This is a genomic window from Haliea salexigens DSM 19537, from assembly GCF_000423125.1.
In the GTDB taxonomy this organism is placed as follows: domain Bacteria; phylum Pseudomonadota; class Gammaproteobacteria; order Pseudomonadales; family Halieaceae; genus Haliea; species Haliea salexigens.
In genome coordinates this window covers 1-20,209 of the sequence record NZ_AUHJ01000030.1, presented here as the reverse complement: position 1 = coordinate 20,209, position 20,209 = coordinate 1, and the positions used below count along the sequence as shown (strand labels likewise).

Annotated in this window: 16 protein-coding genes; 13 read left to right on the top strand and 3 right to left on the bottom strand. The window is 46.9% G+C overall.

The window, feature by feature from the left end:
- Positions 1-230 precede the first annotated feature (230 nt).
- The 3 genes from G533_RS22820 to G533_RS0118140 form a co-directional block, all read right to left on the bottom strand.
- Positions 231-794, bottom strand: a complete 564-nt coding sequence (locus tag G533_RS22820) for an AraC family ligand binding domain-containing protein (protein WP_051230651.1) — start codon at positions 792-794, stop codon at positions 231-233.
- A 397-nt stretch (positions 795-1,191) separates the two neighbouring features.
- The gene (locus G533_RS24200) at positions 1,192-1,815 is read right to left on the bottom strand and encodes an NUDIX hydrolase (RefSeq protein WP_084639150.1); all 624 of its coding nucleotides are present in this window, start codon (positions 1,813-1,815) and stop codon (positions 1,192-1,194) included.
- A gap of 20 nt (positions 1,816-1,835) precedes the next feature.
- Positions 1,836-3,599 carry a sigma-54-dependent Fis family transcriptional regulator gene (locus G533_RS0118140; protein WP_027951158.1) on the bottom strand — a complete coding sequence of 588 codons (1,764 nt, stop codon included), beginning with the start codon at positions 3,597-3,599 and terminating at the stop codon, positions 1,836-1,838.
- A 321-nt stretch (positions 3,600-3,920) separates the two neighbouring features.
- On the opposite strand from G533_RS0118140, the gene G533_RS0118135 reads away from it, so the two are divergent.
- The 13 genes from G533_RS0118135 to G533_RS22805 all read left to right on the top strand — a co-directional run bounded on the left by G533_RS0118135 (position 3,921) and on the right by G533_RS22805 (position 19,891).
- Positions 3,921-5,381, top strand: coding sequence for a 4-hydroxyphenylacetate 3-hydroxylase N-terminal domain-containing protein (locus tag G533_RS0118135; RefSeq protein ID WP_027951157.1), 1,461 nt, complete (start codon positions 3,921-3,923; stop codon positions 5,379-5,381).
- A 117-nt stretch (positions 5,382-5,498) separates the two neighbouring features.
- Positions 5,499-5,957 carry an FAD-dependent monooxygenase gene (locus G533_RS24195; protein ID WP_084639148.1) on the top strand — a complete coding sequence of 153 codons (459 nt, stop codon included), beginning with the start codon at positions 5,499-5,501 and terminating at the stop codon, positions 5,955-5,957.
- 54 nt (positions 5,958-6,011) lie between these two features.
- On the top strand, positions 6,012-8,399 hold the full coding sequence (locus G533_RS0118125; RefSeq protein ID WP_084639146.1) for a TonB-dependent receptor: 2,388 nt from the start codon (positions 6,012-6,014) through the stop codon (positions 8,397-8,399).
- A 163-nt stretch (positions 8,400-8,562) separates the two neighbouring features.
- Positions 8,563-9,177 (top strand): AMP-binding protein, encoded by a 615-nt coding sequence (locus G533_RS24635; protein WP_144079951.1) that lies wholly within the window; start codon positions 8,563-8,565, stop codon positions 9,175-9,177.
- A gap of 150 nt (positions 9,178-9,327) precedes the next feature.
- Entirely contained in the window at positions 9,328-10,947 is a 1,620-nt protein-coding gene (locus G533_RS0118115) for a long-chain fatty acid--CoA ligase (protein WP_205622660.1), read from the top strand.
- Positions 10,948-10,999: 52 nt separating this feature from the next.
- A complete protein-coding gene (locus G533_RS0118110) occupies positions 11,000-11,836 on the top strand; it encodes an alpha/beta fold hydrolase (RefSeq protein WP_027951152.1) in 837 nt (278 codons plus the stop codon).
- Between the two features lie 295 nt (positions 11,837-12,131).
- Positions 12,132-12,623, top strand: coding sequence for a flavin reductase family protein (locus G533_RS0118105; RefSeq protein WP_027951151.1), 492 nt, complete (start codon positions 12,132-12,134; stop codon positions 12,621-12,623).
- 9 nt (positions 12,624-12,632) lie between these two features.
- Positions 12,633-13,415 carry a fumarylacetoacetate hydrolase family protein gene (locus G533_RS0118100; RefSeq protein ID WP_027951150.1) on the top strand — a complete coding sequence of 261 codons (783 nt, stop codon included), beginning with the start codon at positions 12,633-12,635 and terminating at the stop codon, positions 13,413-13,415.
- A 13-nt stretch (positions 13,416-13,428) separates the two neighbouring features.
- Positions 13,429-14,325 carry an acetaldehyde dehydrogenase (acetylating) gene (locus tag G533_RS0118095; RefSeq protein ID WP_027951149.1) on the top strand — a complete coding sequence of 299 codons (897 nt, stop codon included), beginning with the start codon at positions 13,429-13,431 and terminating at the stop codon, positions 14,323-14,325.
- A gap of 18 nt (positions 14,326-14,343) precedes the next feature.
- Complete coding sequence (gene dmpG, locus G533_RS0118090; RefSeq protein WP_027951148.1) at positions 14,344-15,369, top strand: 4-hydroxy-2-oxovalerate aldolase; 1,026 nt, start codon at positions 14,344-14,346, stop codon at positions 15,367-15,369.
- Between the two features lie 42 nt (positions 15,370-15,411).
- A complete protein-coding gene (locus tag G533_RS0118085) occupies positions 15,412-16,284 on the top strand; it encodes a VOC family protein (RefSeq protein WP_027951147.1) in 873 nt (290 codons plus the stop codon).
- Between the two features lie 154 nt (positions 16,285-16,438).
- Entirely contained in the window at positions 16,439-17,437 is a 999-nt protein-coding gene (locus tag G533_RS0118080) for a zinc-dependent alcohol dehydrogenase family protein (protein ID WP_027951146.1), read from the top strand.
- Positions 17,438-18,577: 1,140 nt separating this feature from the next.
- On the top strand, positions 18,578-19,891 hold the full coding sequence (locus tag G533_RS22805) for an EamA family transporter (RefSeq protein ID WP_084639144.1): 1,314 nt from the start codon (positions 18,578-18,580) through the stop codon (positions 19,889-19,891).
- The last annotated feature ends 318 nt before the right edge of the window (positions 19,892-20,209 follow it).

Genomic DNA, 20,209 nt, shown 5'->3' with positions numbered 1-20,209 from the left:
GACTCACCTGCGCCAGAAAGAACAGGAAACGCCGGCTCGGCCATTGCTGGTGCCACCGACCAGAGCGCCACCTGGAACGTTGTCACTTTTCGCTGGGAGGGATTCCAGACCAACATCAACCCACTAGCAAGGAAGCCAGGGAAACCGCATGGCACGAGCGGTTGCGCGCGCTCGTTCAGAATTGACCGGATAGGAATAACATGTTCAACGCCGCAAACAGGATTTTCGGGTCAATAGATGGAAACTTCGACAGGTCCGCAGGTCCGGGCAGAACAATCAGCGAGGATGTCTACTCTCGATAGGCCGTTAATATGTCCTATGCCTTGATCAAGCATCGTGGTAATCAGTCGCGCATGTGGGCCATTAACATCTATGTGTCCAGGAAGGTTAGACATTTTGATGATAAGTTCACGCAACAAAGGGGACACACCAACGGTGCAGCAATTCGCAAGGGTTATGTCGGTCTGGCCGGGATCAAGGTATACGCAATGCAGCTCAACTTCACCAATACCTGTCATGCTGTGCTCTATACCCGCAGGGATCCATATTGCATTTTGTGGTGGCACTAGCCACCTGCTCGTATTGTGAACGTCAAAGGTAACCAAGCCTCTAATCACCAATAAAAGCTGGGCTTCTTCATGGCTGTGTGTGTCTTTTTCAAAATTGTTGGCAAATAAATCCAGCGTTGAAATATGATCAAGGTGCTTTCCGCTGCCTTCAATGATGGTTTGGCTAGCCTTGAGTCCTTCGTGGTTGAACTCATTGACGATATCAGTGTCATTATTCCTTGCCATTCAAGCGTGCCCCATTTGGAAATGACAAACGTATTTGCTTGAGCGAGTTATATCGCTGCAGTGCTCAAACAGGCAGGGTAAGCTTGTGAGCTTGCTGAATACTGGTGTAAAAAATAGGTTGTTCTCGCCCATATACATCCGTCTATTATTGTAATGATGTTTATTGATAATTTGAGTGTGCTGTCACCACTCTCATAGCTATATTAAACAGATCTTCCTGAATACTACTCTTGTCCCGCTATGGAAGTATAGCAATTTCAAAATACCAATTTAATCTTGCAGTTGTAACGTGTCAATGCTATGTACGAGTCCATCACATATTGCATCGTGGTTGATGATTGTCACAAGAGGTACTTGGTTAAGGCTCTGGTGTGGTTAAATCGTTCGCAATGTGCATTCATTTTGGGTGTGCCTGCTTAGGTTTAGCTTTGCTAGCAAGTGGTGAAAGGATGTGTTTATTGTTAACAACCGATGCCTTGTGTGCGCCATAATTACTTTCCCTGTGCTCTTTATAAAATAGGTGGAAAGTTTCAATAACAGTCGGAAAAGCTAATTTATCTAGCGGGGCTTCATCTTCAGTGAAAAGGCATGTTTCTAGAGCTTCGTCGGTTGTTTGGATGGCCTTAATATCCGCTATTTCACCACGATAGGCCAGATATATTTGGCTGATATCAGGTAAAGATCCAATCATAAAAAAGTCAAGGTTTTCTGGAGGTATAACAGCACAAGTCTCTTCGAATAATTCTCTGGATGTGGCTTCTTCAGGTGTTTCTCCTAGCTCCATAAAACCGGCGGGAATAAACCAATACCCTGCCATGGGCTCGTATTTACGCCGCATCCATAATAATTTATTTTCAAATGTGGCAAAGCATGCGACTAAAACTTTAGGGTTGTCGTACTCTATGTGTCCGCAGTCTTCGCAAACTGATCGCTCGCATGTGTCGCCATTAGGACATTTTTTTATAAGGATACTGGCGCATTGCGAGCAATATTTTCTATTATTTGTTGTGTTGTGAGTCATCAGTTATCTCATGTTGTGCTTTATTGTTTATCGTCCTTACGCCATTTTTTAAGTCGATAATCCAGTTGGGAGCGAGTGACTCCAAGACGCTTTGCTGCCTTGGCAACATTCCCCTCACAGCTGTTTATTGCTGCAAGTACCAGCGTGCGCTCTAAATCAGGTAGGGTTTGGCTGCTATCACCCAGAGCCTCTTTTACCCAGGGTTTCTCAAGGGTATTATCGTCGTTAAGAGGGTTGTTGTCACTGATGAGCTGCCCTTCGGAATTCAACCACAGGTGATGTGTGTTTGTTGGACGGTCATGACCAAAAACCAAATGGTACAGGTTCAGTAGTTCGTGATTTTTGCCTAGAATTACGGCACGCTCAATAACATTTTCCAACTCCCTTATGTTTCCGGGCCAAGGATGCAATAGCATGGCGCGGTAGGCTTCAGCCGTCCAGCCAGAAATGGCCCTGCCGTGTTTTTGAGAGAAGCGGTTAAGGATGTTTTCAATAAGAAGTGGCAGATCATCTATCCGGTCGCGCAACGGGGGGATAGAAACGGGGAAAATATTAATTCGAAAAAACAGATCTTTTCGGAATTCCCCAGCCTCAATTGCAGCGGCGAGATCTTTGTTTGTTGCCGCAATAAGCCGAATATCAGCTTGCTGGGTTTTAGCGCCGCCTAGCCGTTCAAATGCACCCGTTTGAATAACTCTGAGTAACTTTGCCTGCGAAGCAAGAGACAAGGTGTCAATTTCATCCAAAAACAGTGTGCCGCCTTGAGCTTCCTCGAAACGACCTGCACGGCTGGCGTCAGCACCGGTGAAGGCGCCTTTTCGTACGCCAAAAAGCTCTGCTTCAAATAATGCTTCAGGGATTGTGGCGCAATTAACGGTAACAAAAGGAGCATGCGCGCGAGGGCTTTCTAAATGAACTTTCTGGGCCAGCAAGCTTTTACCAACACCACTTTCACCCAGTAAAAATATGGGTGTCATGGTGTCTGCAACACATTCAATTTGATGAAGCACTGCTTTAAACGTAGGTGAGTTCCCCAGAACAGTCGGCGTGTTGATGGGCACTTCTTGTTCTACGGGTTCTTTGTTATGGGGCTTTGCCTCAGGATGTAATGCTGGCTGAAGGTTATTCGAGTGGGTTATCTCGATTTTGTTGTCGGTTTGTTCGGGTGCATTTAATGTGGGGATGTATTTTCTATCCTCAGTAATGTTCTCCCAGTTTTCGGCAAAACGGGCTATGCAGCGGCAGGAAGAGCAGCCCATGGATATGCACTCTACCTCACGCACAATAATTTCATTGTCGGCGCAGGTGGAGAGAAAGCCCGAAGAGTAGCCGACGGCCATCCAGCAGGAAGGCTGTTTTTTCTCAGCTTGTGTTTCCTGTGTCTGAACTTCTATTGAGTTTTTCCAAAAAGCTTCGATATAAAATTTTTGAGGGTCTAGCGTGAAATCGGAGGCTACCGATTCCACCACGGTTAACCCTTGGAAGGCGTGAAACTGCAGCCCTGAAAGCATAATTTCAGACAAGGGTTTGTTGCGATATATTTTCTTTGCCAGATTCGCATCTCTTACACCTGCAGAATAACCCAGCTGAGTGATCGTTTTTCTGGCTTGCTCAACACCGGCCAATGCAATGATTTGTTTGTGGATGTCGGAAAACCAATCGGCTTGAAGTAGAAGCATGCGGTGGTCATCAACCCACAGTGTGCCTTGGTCAAGGTCGACGTGAAAACGCTCGACGAGGAAAGATGATAAGTCCTCCTCTTCTTGTTGGTTTTTGTGTGTCAAAGGGACTTCCTCATTCTACGTAGGCGCTTTCTTTTAGGCAGCGAACAATGTTTTGTCGGAATATTACAAGATAAAGTGGTGAAATGTTGTAAATTTATTATATTTTAGAAAAGCTACGTCAGTGTCGTTAGGTGTAATTGTCGCAAGAAATAATTCAACCTGTTGTTTTTAATAGAGAATAATCTCTTATTTTTGTTCTGGCACATTTCATGCTTTGTGGGTAGTTGCAAGCCCCGATTGCTATTTGATAATGCACACAACAATTCGGTAATTGTAAGCGGCTATGTACGAAATTAATGTCAACTAATAAGAAGGTCTTCAATGGGTATAAAAACAGGTAAGGAATATAAAGAATCGCTTCGCGACAACCGGCAGTTATTTGTTGATGGGAAGCTGGTAACGGATGTTACTGAGTATGGCCCCATGCAGGGCGTCATTAATACCATTTCTGGCGTGTACGACCAGCAGCATGATTCAGCGTATAAAGATATTCTTACATTTGCATCACCCGCGACGGGAGATGTTGTAAGTAAAACTTATCTTGAGGCGAAAACGGAGGGTGAGCTTGGTCAGCTCTCTGCTTGCTACCATTTGAGAACTAAAACGACTTTCGGCTTGATGGGTCGATTAACCGATTTTATGTCAGCTTTCCTAATGGATCAGGTTTGTGCGCTTCGTGCCATCGGTAAAACCGAAGCGGCAGATAAGGCTCAGGCAATTGTAGATAATTGTCGTGAAAATGACCTGCAAGTGACTCACGCACTAATTGATCCTCAAACGGATCGTTCCAAAGATGATGCGCCTAATGAAGCCGTTCGTGTTGTTGAGCGCCGAGATGACGGTGTGGTTGTTAGCGGTTGCCGTATGTTATCAACCCTCGCGCCGGTGGCGAATGAATGCTACATCGGGCCGTATTTCCCCAGAAAACCTGGCGAAGAAGATTTCGTTCTGGCATTTCAGCTTCCAATGAATGCGCCAGGCCTTTCGATTCTGGCTCGTCAGACATACGACAATGGACAAAATGCCTTTGACCGGCCGCTAACCACGCGTTTTGATGAAGGCGATGCTATTTTGGTGTTCGATAACGTTTTCGTGCCAAACGAACGCTTAATTGTTAACGGCGATTTGGAAGCATACAACGGCATTATGCAATATGGTGCTGGTTATACGGGGATCCAGGCTTGTACGCGTTCTACGATGAAATTGCGCTTCCTGACAGGTATGGCGACAGCCGTTGCAAGAATGAACCAGCGGGACAAAACGCCGCGCTTTCAGGCTGCAATTGGAGAGCTGGTAGGCTGGGTTAATGTTGCCGAAGGCATTCGTACGGCTACGCTTGTTGATACCCAAAAGCGTATTCAGGCATACAGCGAAGGGAAAAAAGCCGTCGTTGGTGATGGTGTCAGTGAGCCTGTTTTCCAAACAGCCTCTGGTTATGCGGCGCTTAACTTTCTCTTCCCCCTTGTTAATACCAAGGCAGTCGATGTATTACGCCTGGCAGCAGGCTCCGGTAGCTTGGCTCCAACTGAAGCTGATTACAACAGAGATGATGTAGGGTCGATGATGGATCGTTATCTTGTGGCGCAAGGTGTTGATTCCAAGGGGCGCTTGCAGTTGCTGAAGCTGGCCTGGGATATGACGGGTACTGAGTTTGGTTCACGGCAGGGTCTTTATGAACGGCTTTATTCGGGCGATCCAGAGCGAAATGCGATGAACTGGTTTAAAGGGCCAAGCACTAACGATTGCGAGTCCATGATAGCGAGCTTTTTCTCTGAGCAGTGAGTAGCGATCGAATAGAGTTGAGATGCAATTAAATAAGAATATCTATAAACACAGGCCAGGGTGGGTTTATCACATGCTTTCACCTGAGCTGCCTGTACCAATAAGAGGTAATGAGTTATGACAAAAGAGTTACAAAATACATCCATTCTAATTTCAGGCTCAGGGTCCGCCGGCCAAAGTCTTGGTTACTGGCTTAATCGTTACGGTTTTAATGTCACCGTTGTTGAGCGCGCGCCAGGGCCAAGGAAAGGTGGTTTCGCGATCGATCTCAGGGGTACTGCCGTCGAAGTGGCGGAGCGCATGGGGATTCTTGATGCATGCCGAAAAGTTGCCGTTAATATGCGTGAAATCACTCGCTTTAATGCGGATGGCGAGGTTATTTGGCAAACAGACGGTAACTTTGGTGCAGGAGAAGGTGAAGCTGGCGATGTGGAAATTCTGAGAGATGACCTGACAGATATGCTTCAGGAAATGGCTTGTGAAGGTGTCGAGTATGTCTTTAGTGACAGTGTTACTTCAATCGAAGAGGATGACAGCGGTGTTAATGTCACCAATGAGTGTAGCAGTGATATGTAACCAGCAGGACAATCTTACATTTTTAAAAAAACTTAATACTAAAAGGATGTATAGATGAGAACATTTAATTCTAAGCTAGGCTTACGTCATATTATTAATTGCACATTAGGGACTTCGCTTTCAATAGGTGCAGGGTTGTCTTTTGCAGAACATGCTCCGCACGCAAGTGGGATGGAAGAGATTGTTATTACGGCAAATAAGCGTACCCAAAATCTGAACGACGTTGGATTGACTGTTGCGGTTGTTTCAGGCGATACCTTTATCAATCAGCAGATTAATTCTTTATCAGATTTGGCTCAAACCATTCCAGGGTTGAGTTATACGAACAGTGCAAATAATACCCCAATCTATACATTGCGTGGGGTCGGGTTTTACGAAACATCGATTGGATCTTATCCAACAGTCAGCGTTTACTCTGATGAGGTTCCTTTATCATTCCCTGTTCTAGCAGCTCATACTGCTTATGACCTTGAGCGTGTCGAAGTGCTCAAGGGTCCGCAGGGTACACTTTTTGGACAGAACGCTACGGGTGGGGCGATCAACTATATCGCTGCGAAGCCGACCGACGAATTTTCCGCGGGTGTTAATCTGAGTTACGGTCGGTTTAATGAAGTGATCGGAGAAGGTTTTGTCAGTGGCCCGCTGTCTGATACTCTGAAAGCGCGTTTGTCGAGCCGGGTTGAACGTGCTGACGGGTGGCAGGTCAGTAACAGTCGTCCCAATGACGCTAACGGAGAAGTCAAAAATTATATGGGTCGTCTGCAACTTGCTTTTGAACCGACCGATAGCACTAGCTTTCTTCTAAATGTTAATGGCTGGAAAGATAAGAGTGAGACTGCTGCGCCACAATATATTGGTTTGATCCCGCAAAATGCTATCCTTGATTCGGGCGTTGAGGCTGCGCCTTTCTCTCCACTGAAAGAGCGTGCGGCCGATTGGACGCCTGGTCTTCCGAGTGCCGATAACCGTATGTGGCAGGCGTCTTTACGCGGTGATATCGATCTGACGGACAGCATCTCTTTAACTTCGCTCACCGCCTATGTGGATTACAAGCAGACGCAAGGCAATGAGGGCGATGGGTTGCCGACAGGTGATATCGACCTTCTTGATAATGCAGGTAAAATTGATAGCTTTTCTCAAGAATTGCGATTGTCTAATGGCAGTGAGTCTGCTCTTCGCTGGGTTCTTGGGGCCAACTACGAAAACAGCAATGTTGATCAAACAGTCCATCTGGACATTTCAAATACCTCGTCTAATGCGACGCTTGGCTTTGCTCTAGGATACCCCATCAGTCAAACCATTTATTCATCGTTTCAGGAAATGACGAATTATGCGTTCTTCGGTAATGTTGAATATGATGTTGCAGATACCATTACGTTAAAAGGGGGTGTTCGCTACACCGATGCAAAAACCAATGTCGACAGCTGTAATATGGATCCAACTGGGGGGGCGAATGACACCGGTCCATTCTTCTTTGACATATTACTGGGCGGATCTTTTGGTTCATACGAAACTGGCCAGTGCTTCGCGGTTAACTTGCTTGACCAGCCCGTCGGTAGTGTACCAATTGGTGCCCCGGGTAATTATGTTGACACCTTGAATGAAGATAATGTTTCTTGGCGTATTGGTCTTGACTGGAATCCTCATTCAGATTTATTGCTCTATACTAATATCTCGAAGGGTTATAAGGCAGGGAGCTTCCCAACAGTGTCAGCCTTTGAGTTTAACCAATACCTTCCTGTTACGCAGGAGTCGGTCTTGGCTTACGAAGGGGGGTTCAAAGCGTCAGTATTTGACCGCGCTTTACAGATAAATGGAGCGGTCTTTTATTATGATTATACTGACAAACAGTTGCGTTCGAAGCAGGATGGCGGGCCGTTTGGTATTCTTGATGTTCTACAGAATATACCGAAATCGACAATCAAGGGTTTAGAGCTAGAGCTTGTCTCGCGACCCGTTTCAGGTTTAATAGTTAGTACCACTTTTGCCTATCTTGACACTAATATTGATGAGTTCACTGGGATTAATGCTGGTGGTGTTCCCGCTGATTTTTCTGGCACGACTGTACCCTTTACACCAGAATATCAGGTTGGGGCAAATATCGATTATGAATTCCCAATGACGGATACTTTTGACGGTTTTGTTGGTGGGAGCTACACCTACAACTCAGATACGGTCTCAGTGATTGGTGGTGACCTCAATCCGGCAACCCTCGCTGATTCAGCAGTTGGTGACGCATCCATTTTTGAAATCAACGATTACAGTCTAGTGGACCTGCGAGCTGGTATTCAATCGGTAGATGGGCGCTGGCGCGTCTCGGTGTGGGGAAAGAATGTTTTCAATGAATATTACTGGAACAATGTAGTTGCGGCATTCGATACTATAGGTCGTTACACCAACAAGCCAGCCACTTATGGAGCGTCTGTGACGTTTAAGTATTGATTCAGTATTTCCAAGCCCAGGGGTTGGGGTTCATTTCTGTTGTTTTTGTAGGGCGTAGACCTTCTGAATTCCGATTACGCTATTATCAAAGGATAGAATGTAATCGGAATGAGGGTCTTATTAGTACGCTAGTTTTTAAGGGTTTACATATTGAGGCTTAACTATGCCATTGATGTTTTCTGAACCAGCGGAGGCAGCTTATTCGTCTCCGCTCACCATCCGCCATTTATTGAATGGCGCCCTTATAACTTCGGGTGCCCAGGAAATTATTTATCGAGATCAATGTAGATACAGCTATCAGGAATTTAATAAGCGTATAGGTCGTCTGGCTAGTTTTCTCTCAGGCCTCGGTGCTGACGAAGGGATGACGATTGCTATGATGGACTGGGATAGCCATCGTTATCTTAAGGCTTATTTTGCTATCCCTATGATGGGGGCGCTGGACTTTGACTACCCTCTGGATAATGGCGGCAGTATCAATGCACATATCGACTATTTGAAAAAAGAGCGTTATGGCCTTGAATTCAATGATGCGCCACAGTTTGAGTCTGAAACTGACGGTTTGGTTAACGGCAGTGTAGGGTTGACATTAGCTTCTGGTTGGGAGTTCTCGCTCTGGGGTCAGAATCTAACGGATGAAGATATCGTGTTGTACGGTAATGATACCTGGTTTGCTTTTTATGACTTTGCCGCTGATGAAAGTGTGCAAACGGCAACTTCGATGCCCCGTTATGCGCCACCGCGTACCTATGGCGCAACGGTTCGGTATAGCTTCTAAGGACTAAAACAAAGAGGGTCGTTGTTGATTGGCCCTCTTTGTTTCTTCATGTAGGTTCCGCATGGCATAAAGTTTTTTGGCAGTATAAAAGCCATGTTTGTAAATGGTTTTTTGTGCTTGGCTGCAAGTACTTTATATAGGAGTAAATAAATGGCACTGCCCGGTTTGATGCAGGACAGCCCTCTTAATATAATCGATGTACTGCGCTTTGCATCGGTTGCTCATGCTAGCCAAGAGCTGGTTTCAAAAAACATTGACGAACCTGTTTGGCGCTATAGCTATAAAGATGCTTGGCCACGTACAGCCCAAGTTGCACAGATGTTAAAGGCGTTGGGTGTTCAGCCGGGTGACCGCGTTAGCTCCATGGCCTGGAATACCCATCGTCATTTTGAATTGTTTTTTGCCGTACCGGGTATGGGCGCTGTATTACATACAGCAAATCCACGCTTACCTGACGAACATCTCATTTTTACCATCAATCATGCCGGCAGCAAGGTGTTGTTACTTGACCGTAATATGGTTGATATTGTTGAGCGCATTAAGGATCGACTGGATACGGTTGAACACTTTATCTTGTTGACTGATGCCGAGCGAACCCTTGATGGTTGGCAAGGCTATGAACAGCTAATTAAAAACCAAAACGACAGCTTCGATTGGCCGCAGCTTGATGAAAATGCAGGTGCGTTCCTGTGCTACACCTCTGGAACAACCGGCGACCCGAAGGGTGTGCTTTATTCCCATCGCTCGGTTGTCTTACATGGTTTGGCCTCAGGCCTGAGTGGCGCATTAAACTTCTCTGCATTTGATGTGGTGATGCCTTGTCAGTCCCTCTATCACGCAACGGCTTGGGGCTTGCCCTTTGCGGGTGCCATCAATGGTGTGAAGTTTGTTTTCCCTGCAGATAAATTTGATGGCGAAAGTTTGCAACAAATGATCTGCGATGAAGGTGTCACCTTCTCCGGCGGCGTTCCTACTATTTGGACCATGTACCTTGATTTTCTGGATAAAAAGGACGAAACCCCAGGCACATTACAGCGTGTGATTATTGGTGGATCAGCCGTGCCGCGTGATATGGCGGTAAGTTTTGAGAGCCGCGGTGTGAAGGTGCAACAAATCTGGGGCATGACAGAAACTAGCCCGCTAGGTGTTGTTTCAACCCCAACCCCTGCACTTGCTGCATTGGGTAAAGACGAAGAAAACGAAGTTATCTGGACACGGCAAGGCCGTATGATGTTCGGTATCGACATGAAAATTGTTGATGATGACGGCAATGAGCTACCGCACGATGGCGAAGCCTCTGGCGCATTAATGGTCCGCGGCCCGTGGGTGTTAAAACAGTATTACCGTGTGGATAAACCGGTAATTGATGCCGATGGCTGGTTTGATACGGGTGATATATCCACCATTGATCAATACGGCTTTATGCGTATTACTGATCGCAAAAAAGATGTGATCAAATCCGGTGGCGAATGGATTAGCTCGATTGACTTAGAAAATATTGCCGTAGGCTGCCCCGGTGTAAAAGTGGCGGCTGTCGCAGGGGTGTTTCACCCCAAATGGGAAGAGCGACCGATTATGTTAATCGAGCCTTTAACCGAGGGTTCCGTTGACGAGAAAGCCATGCGCAAATGGCTTGAACCTCGCATTGCAAAATGGTGGACGCCGGACCGTATTCTTATCGACAAGGTTCCGCTAACCGCAACCGGTAAAATCGACAAAAAGGCCATCCGTGATCAATACGGGCGAATCTTGGCAGATGGCAACGCGTAAAACGTAAGAAAGCCAATAAGCCCTTTTGCTATAAAATTTAATGGAAACCAATATGACAACTGAATCAACACTCGTAAGCCACTACGTTGATGCCGCTGATGGCCGCGTACACTATCAAGAAAAAGGTGAAGGCCCCGCAGTTATCCTCATTCATGGCGGCGGTGCAGGTGCCTATGGTTACAGCAACTATAAAAAAAATGTTGACCCACTGTCACAGCGCAATCGTGTCATCGTTGTCGATTTGCCCGGTTATGGTCAATCAGCCAGACGCGCTCAACCTGATGGTTTAGTTGTCTCGCTTGCCAATGCGGTGCGTGATGTGATGGATGATGCGGGTATTGAACAGGCAAACCTTGTTGGTAACTCGCTAGGTGGTATGACATCACTGCGCCTTACACTGGATACGCCAGAGCGAGTATCCAGCTTGGTGCTGATGGGGCCGGGGGGCGGCCTGCCCATGTTTTCACCTTTTCCGACTGAAGGCCTTCAGCGAATGTTCGATTACTATGAAGGCGAGGGCCCTACCCTCGAAAAGCTATCGCGTATCACTGACCTGTTAGTTTATGACCGTTCGGCAATCACCCAAGAATTACTTGAAGAGCGTTTCCGCATTAGCACCTTGCCTGAGACGCTTGCAAACCCACCCTTACGAGGCCTTATGGCTCACCCGAAGGATCATTTGTGGCGTCAGGGTGTAGAAAACATTGCCTGCCCGACTTTGCTGGTTTGGGGTGCAGAGGATCGTGTTATCCCGGTTGATGCAGGGTTTATTTTACAAAAGCTCATCCCTAATGCCGATATGCATATTTACTCAAAGTGCGGTCACTGGGCGCAGTGGGAAAGGGCCGATGAATTTAATGTATTGGTTGATGATTTTATTAATGCTTAAGCCAGAAGTGGATTGGTGACGTAGCTATTTACTTTGAACTCATCGGGTTGCCAACTCGTTGATCGCACTTGGTTTGGTTAGCTACGCTTTGGCGGCTTTTCAGTAGTATATGGCGTGAATGAATAGTGCAACATCATCAAGCCCCTTTTAGACTTAATGGCAATAATTCGTGGCCTCCTGAAGTGAAGCGACAGGGCAGTTTTGAAGTTGCTTGAGTTATAAAATCTGAGCTAGTTCGCTGTTGGCAAAGGGTAACTAAGGGCTTTTGAAAAATATAAAAGGTAGTTGAACTAAGATGGTTATAGACCCCCAGCTTTATCGTCGTGTACTAGGGCAATACCCCACAGGTATTGCCGCAATAACTGCGCAAGAAGGTATTGAACATCCCGTTGCGCAAATTGTAGGCACCTTTACTTCTGTTTCAATGGAGCCTCCATTGGTTGCCTTTTTGCCGGCTAAAACATCCCGTAGTTGGGCTTCAATTAAAAAGTCCGGGAAGTTTTGTGTCAACGTGCTGGCTGAAAACCACCAAGCGCTTTGCCAAACGATTTTTCAAGGCGAGCCGGATGTGCTTAATAGCTTGGAATACTCGCTAACGTCTAGCGGAAACCCCCGTTTTGATGGCTGCTTGGCGTGGATCGATTGCTCTGTTTGGGCTGTGCATGATGCCGGAGACCATGAGATTGTCATTGGGCTTATTGAAAACCTTGAGGCTGGCGATGCGAAAAAGCCGTTGGTGTTTTTTCAAGGCCAGTACGGTACGTTTCAAGAATTTACTAACAAGTAAGGCTAAATAATGGACAACACTTTAATACAGTCCGCCGCAAACGAGCTTTTTTTAGCACTCACGGAGCGCACAACCGTAGCCCCTCTGCGAGAGCGATACCCAAACATTACGGTTGATGATGCCTATCAAATTTCTCTAGGTATTTTGTCAAAAAGACTGGCGCAGGGCGAAAAGGTGATTGGTAAAAAAATTGGCCTAACCAGCAAAGCAGTACAAGACATGCTCAAAGTAGACCAGCCTGATTTTGGTTTTTTAACCGACAAAATGATTTTTACCGATGAAGTACCTTTAACGGGTAACTTAATTCAACCCAAGGCTGAAGGTGAAATTGCTTTTGTCATGAAAAAACAATTGATAGGGCCCGGCGTCACAGAAGCTGACGTGCTAGCGGCAACCGAAGCCGTTATGCCCTGTTTTGAAGTGGTTGATTCTCGCATTGCTGATTGGAAAATCACCCTTGAAGATACCGTTGCCGACAATGCTTCTTGTGGAGTATTTGCCCTGAACGACAAAGCGGCGGTTGACCCTAAAGCGCTCGACTTACCTAACTGCGAAATGATCGTAAAAAAGAACGGTCAATTTTTGAGCCGTGGCTTGGGTTCTGCCGCATTGGGCAACCCACTCACCTGCGTTGCGTGGTTAGCTAATGTGATGGGTGCATACGGTGTTTCTTTAAACCCTGGAGATATTATTCTTGCAGGTTCTCTCGTGCCCTTGGAGCCAGTAGTGGCCGGTGACAACATGTCCCTCACCATTAGCTCCATAGGCGATCTTTCTATCAACTTTGTGTGATGTTGGGAAAATTATGACAGACAAAATTAAAGTAGCGATTATCGGCCCCGGTAATATCGGCACAGACTTGCTGATTAAAGCGTTACGTTCAGAGATTATCGAACCGGTATGGATGGTGGGTGTGGAAGAAGCCTCACCGGGCCTACAAAGAGCCAGGGAGTTCGGTTTAAAAACCACCGCAGAAGGCGTGGATGGTATGTTGCCAACGCTGGTAGAAGACGGCGTACAAATTTGCTTTGATGCCACCTCGGCTTATGTCCATGCAGAGAACTCCCGCAAAGTGAGCGAATTAGGTGCGGCGATGGTGGATTTAACCCCCGCTGCCATCGGACCTTATTGCATCCCGCCAGTTAATTTAGAACAAGTGCTCGCCGGTGGTGCCAACAATGTCAACATGGTGACCTGTGGTGGCCAAGCAACTATTCCTATTGTTGCGGCAGTCTCACAGGTTCAGGCTGTGCCGTATGGCGAAATTATTGCCACAGTAGCGGCAAAATCCATCGGCCCCGGCACACGTAAAAACATTGATGAATTTACCCGCACTACTGCCAGTGCTATTGAAAAAGTGGGCGGTGCTGAAAAGGGCAAAGCCATTATTTTGGTGAACCCTGCTGAACCACCGCTGATAATGCGCGACACCATTCACTGCTTAACAGCAGAAACCCCTGACGAAGCCAAAATTACTGAATCCGTTCACAGCATGGTGGCGAAAGTTCAGCAGTATGTTCCCGGTTACCGCTTGGTAAACGGCCCGGTATTTGACGGCAAGCGTGTATCCGTTTTTATGGAAGTGACGGGCTTGGGCGATTTTTTACCCACTTATGCCGGTAATTTGGACATTATGACATCGGCAGCATTGCAAACCGGTGAGACTATTGCACGCAAACTACAAGCCACTTCAGTAGCGTAGATCTAAGGGGACAATCAAGTGAATTTGAAAGACAAAAAAGTAACCATTCACGATATGAGTCTTCGTGATGGCATGCACACTATGCAGCATCAAATCAGCATTGAACAAATGAAAACCGTTGCTCGCGGTTTAGATAAAGCCGGCGTGCCCTTAATTGAAGTTACCCACGGCGACGGTCTTGGCGGTAACTCCGTTAACTATGGTTTTGCTGCCTTCAGTGATGAAGAGTATTTGCGTGCAGTCGTTGACGTTGTTGAAAACGCCAAAATATCGGCGCTACTGATTCCCGGTATTGGCACCGTTGATGAACTAAAAATGGCTTACGATTGTGGTATCGGCACCATTCGTGTTGCCACCCACTGTACCGAGGCGGATGTTTCTGAACAGCACATTCAATACGGGCGCGAACTTGACTTAGATACGGTTGGGTTTTTGATGATGGCGCATATGATTTCCGCCGATGAGCTACTCACACAAGCCAAACTGATGGAATCCTATGGTGCCCAATGCATTTATTGTACTGATTCGGCAGGCTTTATGCTGCCAGACGACGTGACCGAGCGGATTAGCTTATTACGAAGCGAATTAAATCCCGCAACAGAAGTCGGCTTTCATGGCCATAACAATTTAAGCCTTGGAGTGATGAACTCCCTCGCAGCAATGGAGGCTGGCGCCGCACGCATTGACGGTTCTGCCGCAGGCTTTGGGGCTGGTGCAGGCAATACACCCTTGGAAGTATTAGTTGCTGTGTTAGAGCGAATGGAAGCCAACACCGGCATTAACCTGTTCGGGTTAATGGACGTGGCGGAAGACCTGGTTTACCCAATGGCTGATTCTGCGGCTCGCATTGATCGAGATGCTTTGACGCTTGGTTATGCGGGTGTATACAGCTCATTCTTACTGTTCGCAAAGCGTGCTGAAAAGCGCTACGGCGTATCAGCCAGAGATATTTTAGTTGAGTTGGGCAAGCGTCGCACGGTGGGTGGACAGGAAGATATGATTGAAGATATTGCCTTGACTATGTCTAAAGAGGGTCAGCTTTAATCGAATCGTGAGAACGACTACTAATAATTACTGGAGAAGTATATGACGATTAAAACAGCGTATTTTGGGTTTGAAGTTTCTGATATGGATGCTTGGGAGCGCTATGGCGAGCTGCTAGGTGTTGGTGTTGAAAGGAGTGCAGAAGGCTTATTTTTTCGTGTTGATGAAAAAGCACGCCGTGTTCATTGTATCGAAGGTGCAGCAGATGATATTGCATGGTTTGGCTGGGAAGTCGACTCGATTGAAGAGCTTGAACAACGCCGCAATCACATCAAGGGTCAAGGCATTAACGTAGAGGAAGGAAGCGTTGCGGAGGCACAACTGCGAGGTGTAGATCAGTTCTTTCATTTTGTTGATTTAAACGGTACGCGTTTTGAAATAGCGCACAACTTAAGCGAAGCGGGTGAATTTAACTCAGACAAAGTTGAAGGTGGCTTTGTTACGGGTGATTTGGGGGTCGGCCATGCCGCGTTTAATTCAAACGGTCACTTGGCCGACGAGAAGTTTATGCGTGAGGTGATGTCGGCAGATCTTTCAGATTATATTTATCAGCCAATGCCAGACGGAAGCATGATGCATGCATCCTTTTTACACACAAACCCTCGGCATCATTCGGCAGCTTATGCGGAAGGCTTGGGTGATGTCAGTGTTAACAAACTCAATCACTTTCATTTGGAAGTTAACACCTTGTCTGATTTTGGAACCACCTACGAGCGGCTTCAAGAAGCAGGGGTTGTGATCGCGGTTAGCCTCGGACAACACTCGAATGATAAAAACCTGACTTTCTACGCACAGACTCCTTCAAAATTTATGTTTGAGTTGGGCTATGGTGGTATCACTATTGATGATGAAGCGAGTTGGAAGCCGGTAATACATGATCGTATTAGCCTGTGGGGTCATGAGTTTAAACAGTGAGCAAGATGCGGGGCTGAACCATACAGAGTATGAGACGGTTGATAACGGCGTACTGGAGGTAAATTACGGTGGGGTCGGCGAGAGCTTGAGAGAGCGCCAGCCGTTGTCTTGCCCGTTTGGGCAAGTGTGATCTATTTTATTGTTAGGAGTTAGAATGAAAGCTTGTTTTGTCAAAGTCCCCTGTAGTTTGGATAATTTCCAATATCTTGACTTGCCCGAACCAATACTTGCTTCGAATCAGGTTTTGGTTCGTTGGCACGCCAGCTCGCTGAATTATCACGACTTCGCGGTAGTAGCGGGAATGAAGCCCATTGCTGGTGACATTATTCCCATGTCTGATGGCGCGGGTGAGGTGGTTGCCGTTGGTTCTGATGTAAAAAAATGGGCGGTGGGCAATAAAGTGATGTCTCTGTTTTTTCCTGATTGGATTGACGGAGCTGCCACCCCTGCTGATATTGCCCGCATACCCGGTGATAGCTGTGAAGGTTACGCGAGTGAACGCAGTGCTGTTGATGAACATTCATTGACCTTGATGCCCGAAGGCTTTAGCTATACAGAGGCGGCGACATTGCCGTGTGCGGCTTTAACAGCGTGGCGCAGCCTTTTTGCTGATTGTAAATTGCAGTTTGGCGACAAGGTTTTGGTTGAAGGCAGTGGTGGCTTTTCCATTTTTGCGCTTCAGTTTGCCAAGGCGGCTGGCGCCACTGTATTTGCTACCTCTTCTTCAAATGAAAAATTGCAGCGCATGAAGGCTTTGGGAGCTGATGAGCTCATTAACTACAAAGAAACTCCGGAGTGGGGGCAAAAGGTCTACGAGCTTTCTGGCGGCGGTGTTGATCATGCACTGGACGTAGGTGGCAGTACATTGAATCAATCGATTACTGCTTGCCGGATTGGCGGTAACGTTTCATCCATCGGTGTTCTCGAGGGTGTTGGTGCGGAAGTTAATCTCCGGCTTATGATCAGTAGGCAGATTCAAATCAAGACTGTTATGGTGGGTAATCGCAGAATGCAGGAAGATATGGTGAAGGCGATTAATGCAAGTGGCCTTAAGCCCGTTATTGACAGTAGTTATAAACTTAGCGATCTTGCAAATGCCTTCCGGTATCAGGCTACGGGTAAACATTTTGGCAAAATCGTTGTTGAGTATTAGAGGCTAAGTATTAGGCTTGTAGGTACAGAAAAAAATATTTTCGGGCGAACTTAAGTGCCGAAGCAATTTTCAATACAAAAAATGACACTTTATCGGGAATAGCTGAAAGCGCACTGACGTGTATATAGAGCGAATCCGGCAATTGCTTTCCAGAGGGACTTGGCTTATAAGGCTTTTATAAGTTAAATAATCCATTTCGATATTTTAGAATTATAGGCAAGATTGAGGATGCAAATTATTAAATAATTTGTAGCAAAATTGAAGCGATAACAAGGCAAATGCTACAAAAAAACTATTTAACCACGCCAGTGAGTGAATAGATTTTTATTGCTCCAACTACCCGCAAATGCCACCTAAAACCGAAAAAGCGAGTCAATAAATTTTTCTGCTTACAGTGTAAGCGAGCAAAAATAGTCGTTTTCTTCTACCGAGCACCAAATTTTGATGTTGGTTAGGTGGTTACACTGTAACCACCCTGATTTTTTTTCGTCATACAGGCCTTCGCCCACGTCACTGCACCAACCAAGTTGGGTAGTGACGAGGGCGTGCGTACCAATAACCACGACCGTTTGCGTCGGAATTTCCTCCTGACAAGCAAATGATGGGTTCCTATACTGGCACCCATCAACCGTCATTAACGGTTTTACCGGTTCTATCCCCGCCACTGTGGATAAGTGGTAAGGCAAGCTCCACCTTGCGCAAGCAAACGGAGCATTGTGCGAAACGGGTCTTTTATCGCACGCAGCGGGTAGTTGTCGTTATTCGCTGGACTCATCTTCTACTTAGCAGGCAAACCCTGCATCTTTCAACACAAGCCTGAGCGATGTATTACAGGCTACCTTTTTAATTCATCGCATTACGCGATTACTTTCGTCTAGGGCTAACTGCGTCTGCTGTTTTTTCGCTTTTTGCTCATTTTCCAATTCACTCTTAAAAGGAGGTCTTAAGCACCCCGGAGGATTCCGGTCAATTGGTTTGCAGGAACCATGTCTCAACGGAGAACAAACCTGCTGTCTATGGCCAGACACATTCAGGTCAAGGTGGGCGTTGTGTCCCGTGATCGTTCTGCTTTAAGCAGGCCATTCAAGCTACGGCTTGTTGGTGATCAGAAACACTAACCAAAAATGGATTGATACACAGATGAAAGACTTGAACTACCAACTGAAAGGGCTTTGCCGCAATAACCGGGAAGGCAGTTATGCCACCCGGAGTAATCGTGAACACCAACTGACCCAAATAGCGGATCAGTTACATGAGCTGGGTTTTAGGGGGATGACCAAACATTCCCTGAAGCCCAAGCATATTGATGCCTTGGTGAAACACTGGAGAGAACAGGGTTTATCCATCGGTACGATAAAAAACCGCATGACTAACCTGCGCTGGTGGGCCAGAGCGGTGAATAAACAAAACGTCATTGCTCGTTCCAATGATTTTTACGGGATACCGGACAGGAACTACGTTGCCAATGGCAACGCTAAGGCAAGAACTTTAGATCATGAGCGTCTTGAGATGATAAATGACCCGCATACAAAAATGAGCTTGCAGCTGCAAGCGGCTTTTGGCCTGAGAAGGGAAGAAGCCTTAAAGATTAAACCCAGACAGGCCGGCGAAGGTCATCAACTCAGGTTACAAGCAGAAGATGCGCTATTCAAGGAAGCTGCCCAATCCATGGAGATTGAGCAGGTGATTTTGTTGTTCGGTTTGGGAGGCTCGATCGTTTTCTGGCTGGGGCTGCTCTGGAGAAAAGAGCCGGTTCTAATTGCCGTGCAATCACCTGTTATGTGCGTGAGGATGATGTGCGAGGTTATCGGACGAATGTTTTATTTCATGGCACTGGCGTTAACGCCGTTATCTACCACCACTGCGATCCTGCAGGCGACTCCCGTTGTTGTGGTGTTAGGTGCAGCACTGTTTTTTGGCGAAAGGGTCTCACTGCTGAAATGGCTGGCTATAGCTATGGGCCTGATCGGAGTTATGATTATTCTGCGTCCCAATAGCGATGAGTTTTCACCGCTGTCGGTATTGGCCGTGATCGGGCTGATTGGGTTTGCTGGGCGTGATCTGGCGAGCAGAGCTGCGCCACAATCGTTAAGTACATTCGCACTCGGTTTTTACGGCTTTCTCGCAATCATCATGGCGGGTGGAATCGTTTCGCTATGGAGTGGAACTCAAATTGTCTGGCCCAGCGGCCACGCGAGCCTTGCCTTGATAGGCACGATTTTCTGCGGAGTGATTGCCTATATCGCACTGATGAAAGCGATGCGTATTGGAGAAGTCTCCACGGTCACTCCATTCAGGTACTCCAGACTTCTGTTCGGTGTAGCACTTGGCTATTTCATCTTTGATGAAGCGCTGAGCCCGTTCTTTTGGCTTGGGAGTCTGGTTATCGTCAGTTCCGGTCTTTTTATTACGTTCCGGAGAATTAGCCCTGCTGGATTGAGCAGAACGCACTGACCGCCAGTGTGCTTGCGTGATTGAAGAGACTGTCGTTCAAACCGGGCATGAGCGCCCGACTATCAACAGCGGTTTTAAAACAGATCCCCATACGGAGCGGGAGAGGCTTGAATGAGCGCTACCCGGATGATGCGGCACGGCGATAGTTCGAAGATGGACCCGGTCATTACTGACCGCTGCGCCTAAACAGGCCCTGAGAGACGCGTTCAGCAGATTCCAAAACAACGAGACTCTGCCTACCCCTTTCGCTTGCGCAAGGTGGGGTCATCCTTGCCACTTTTCCGCAGTGGCCGCGTCTAGTGAGTCCACTATACGAAC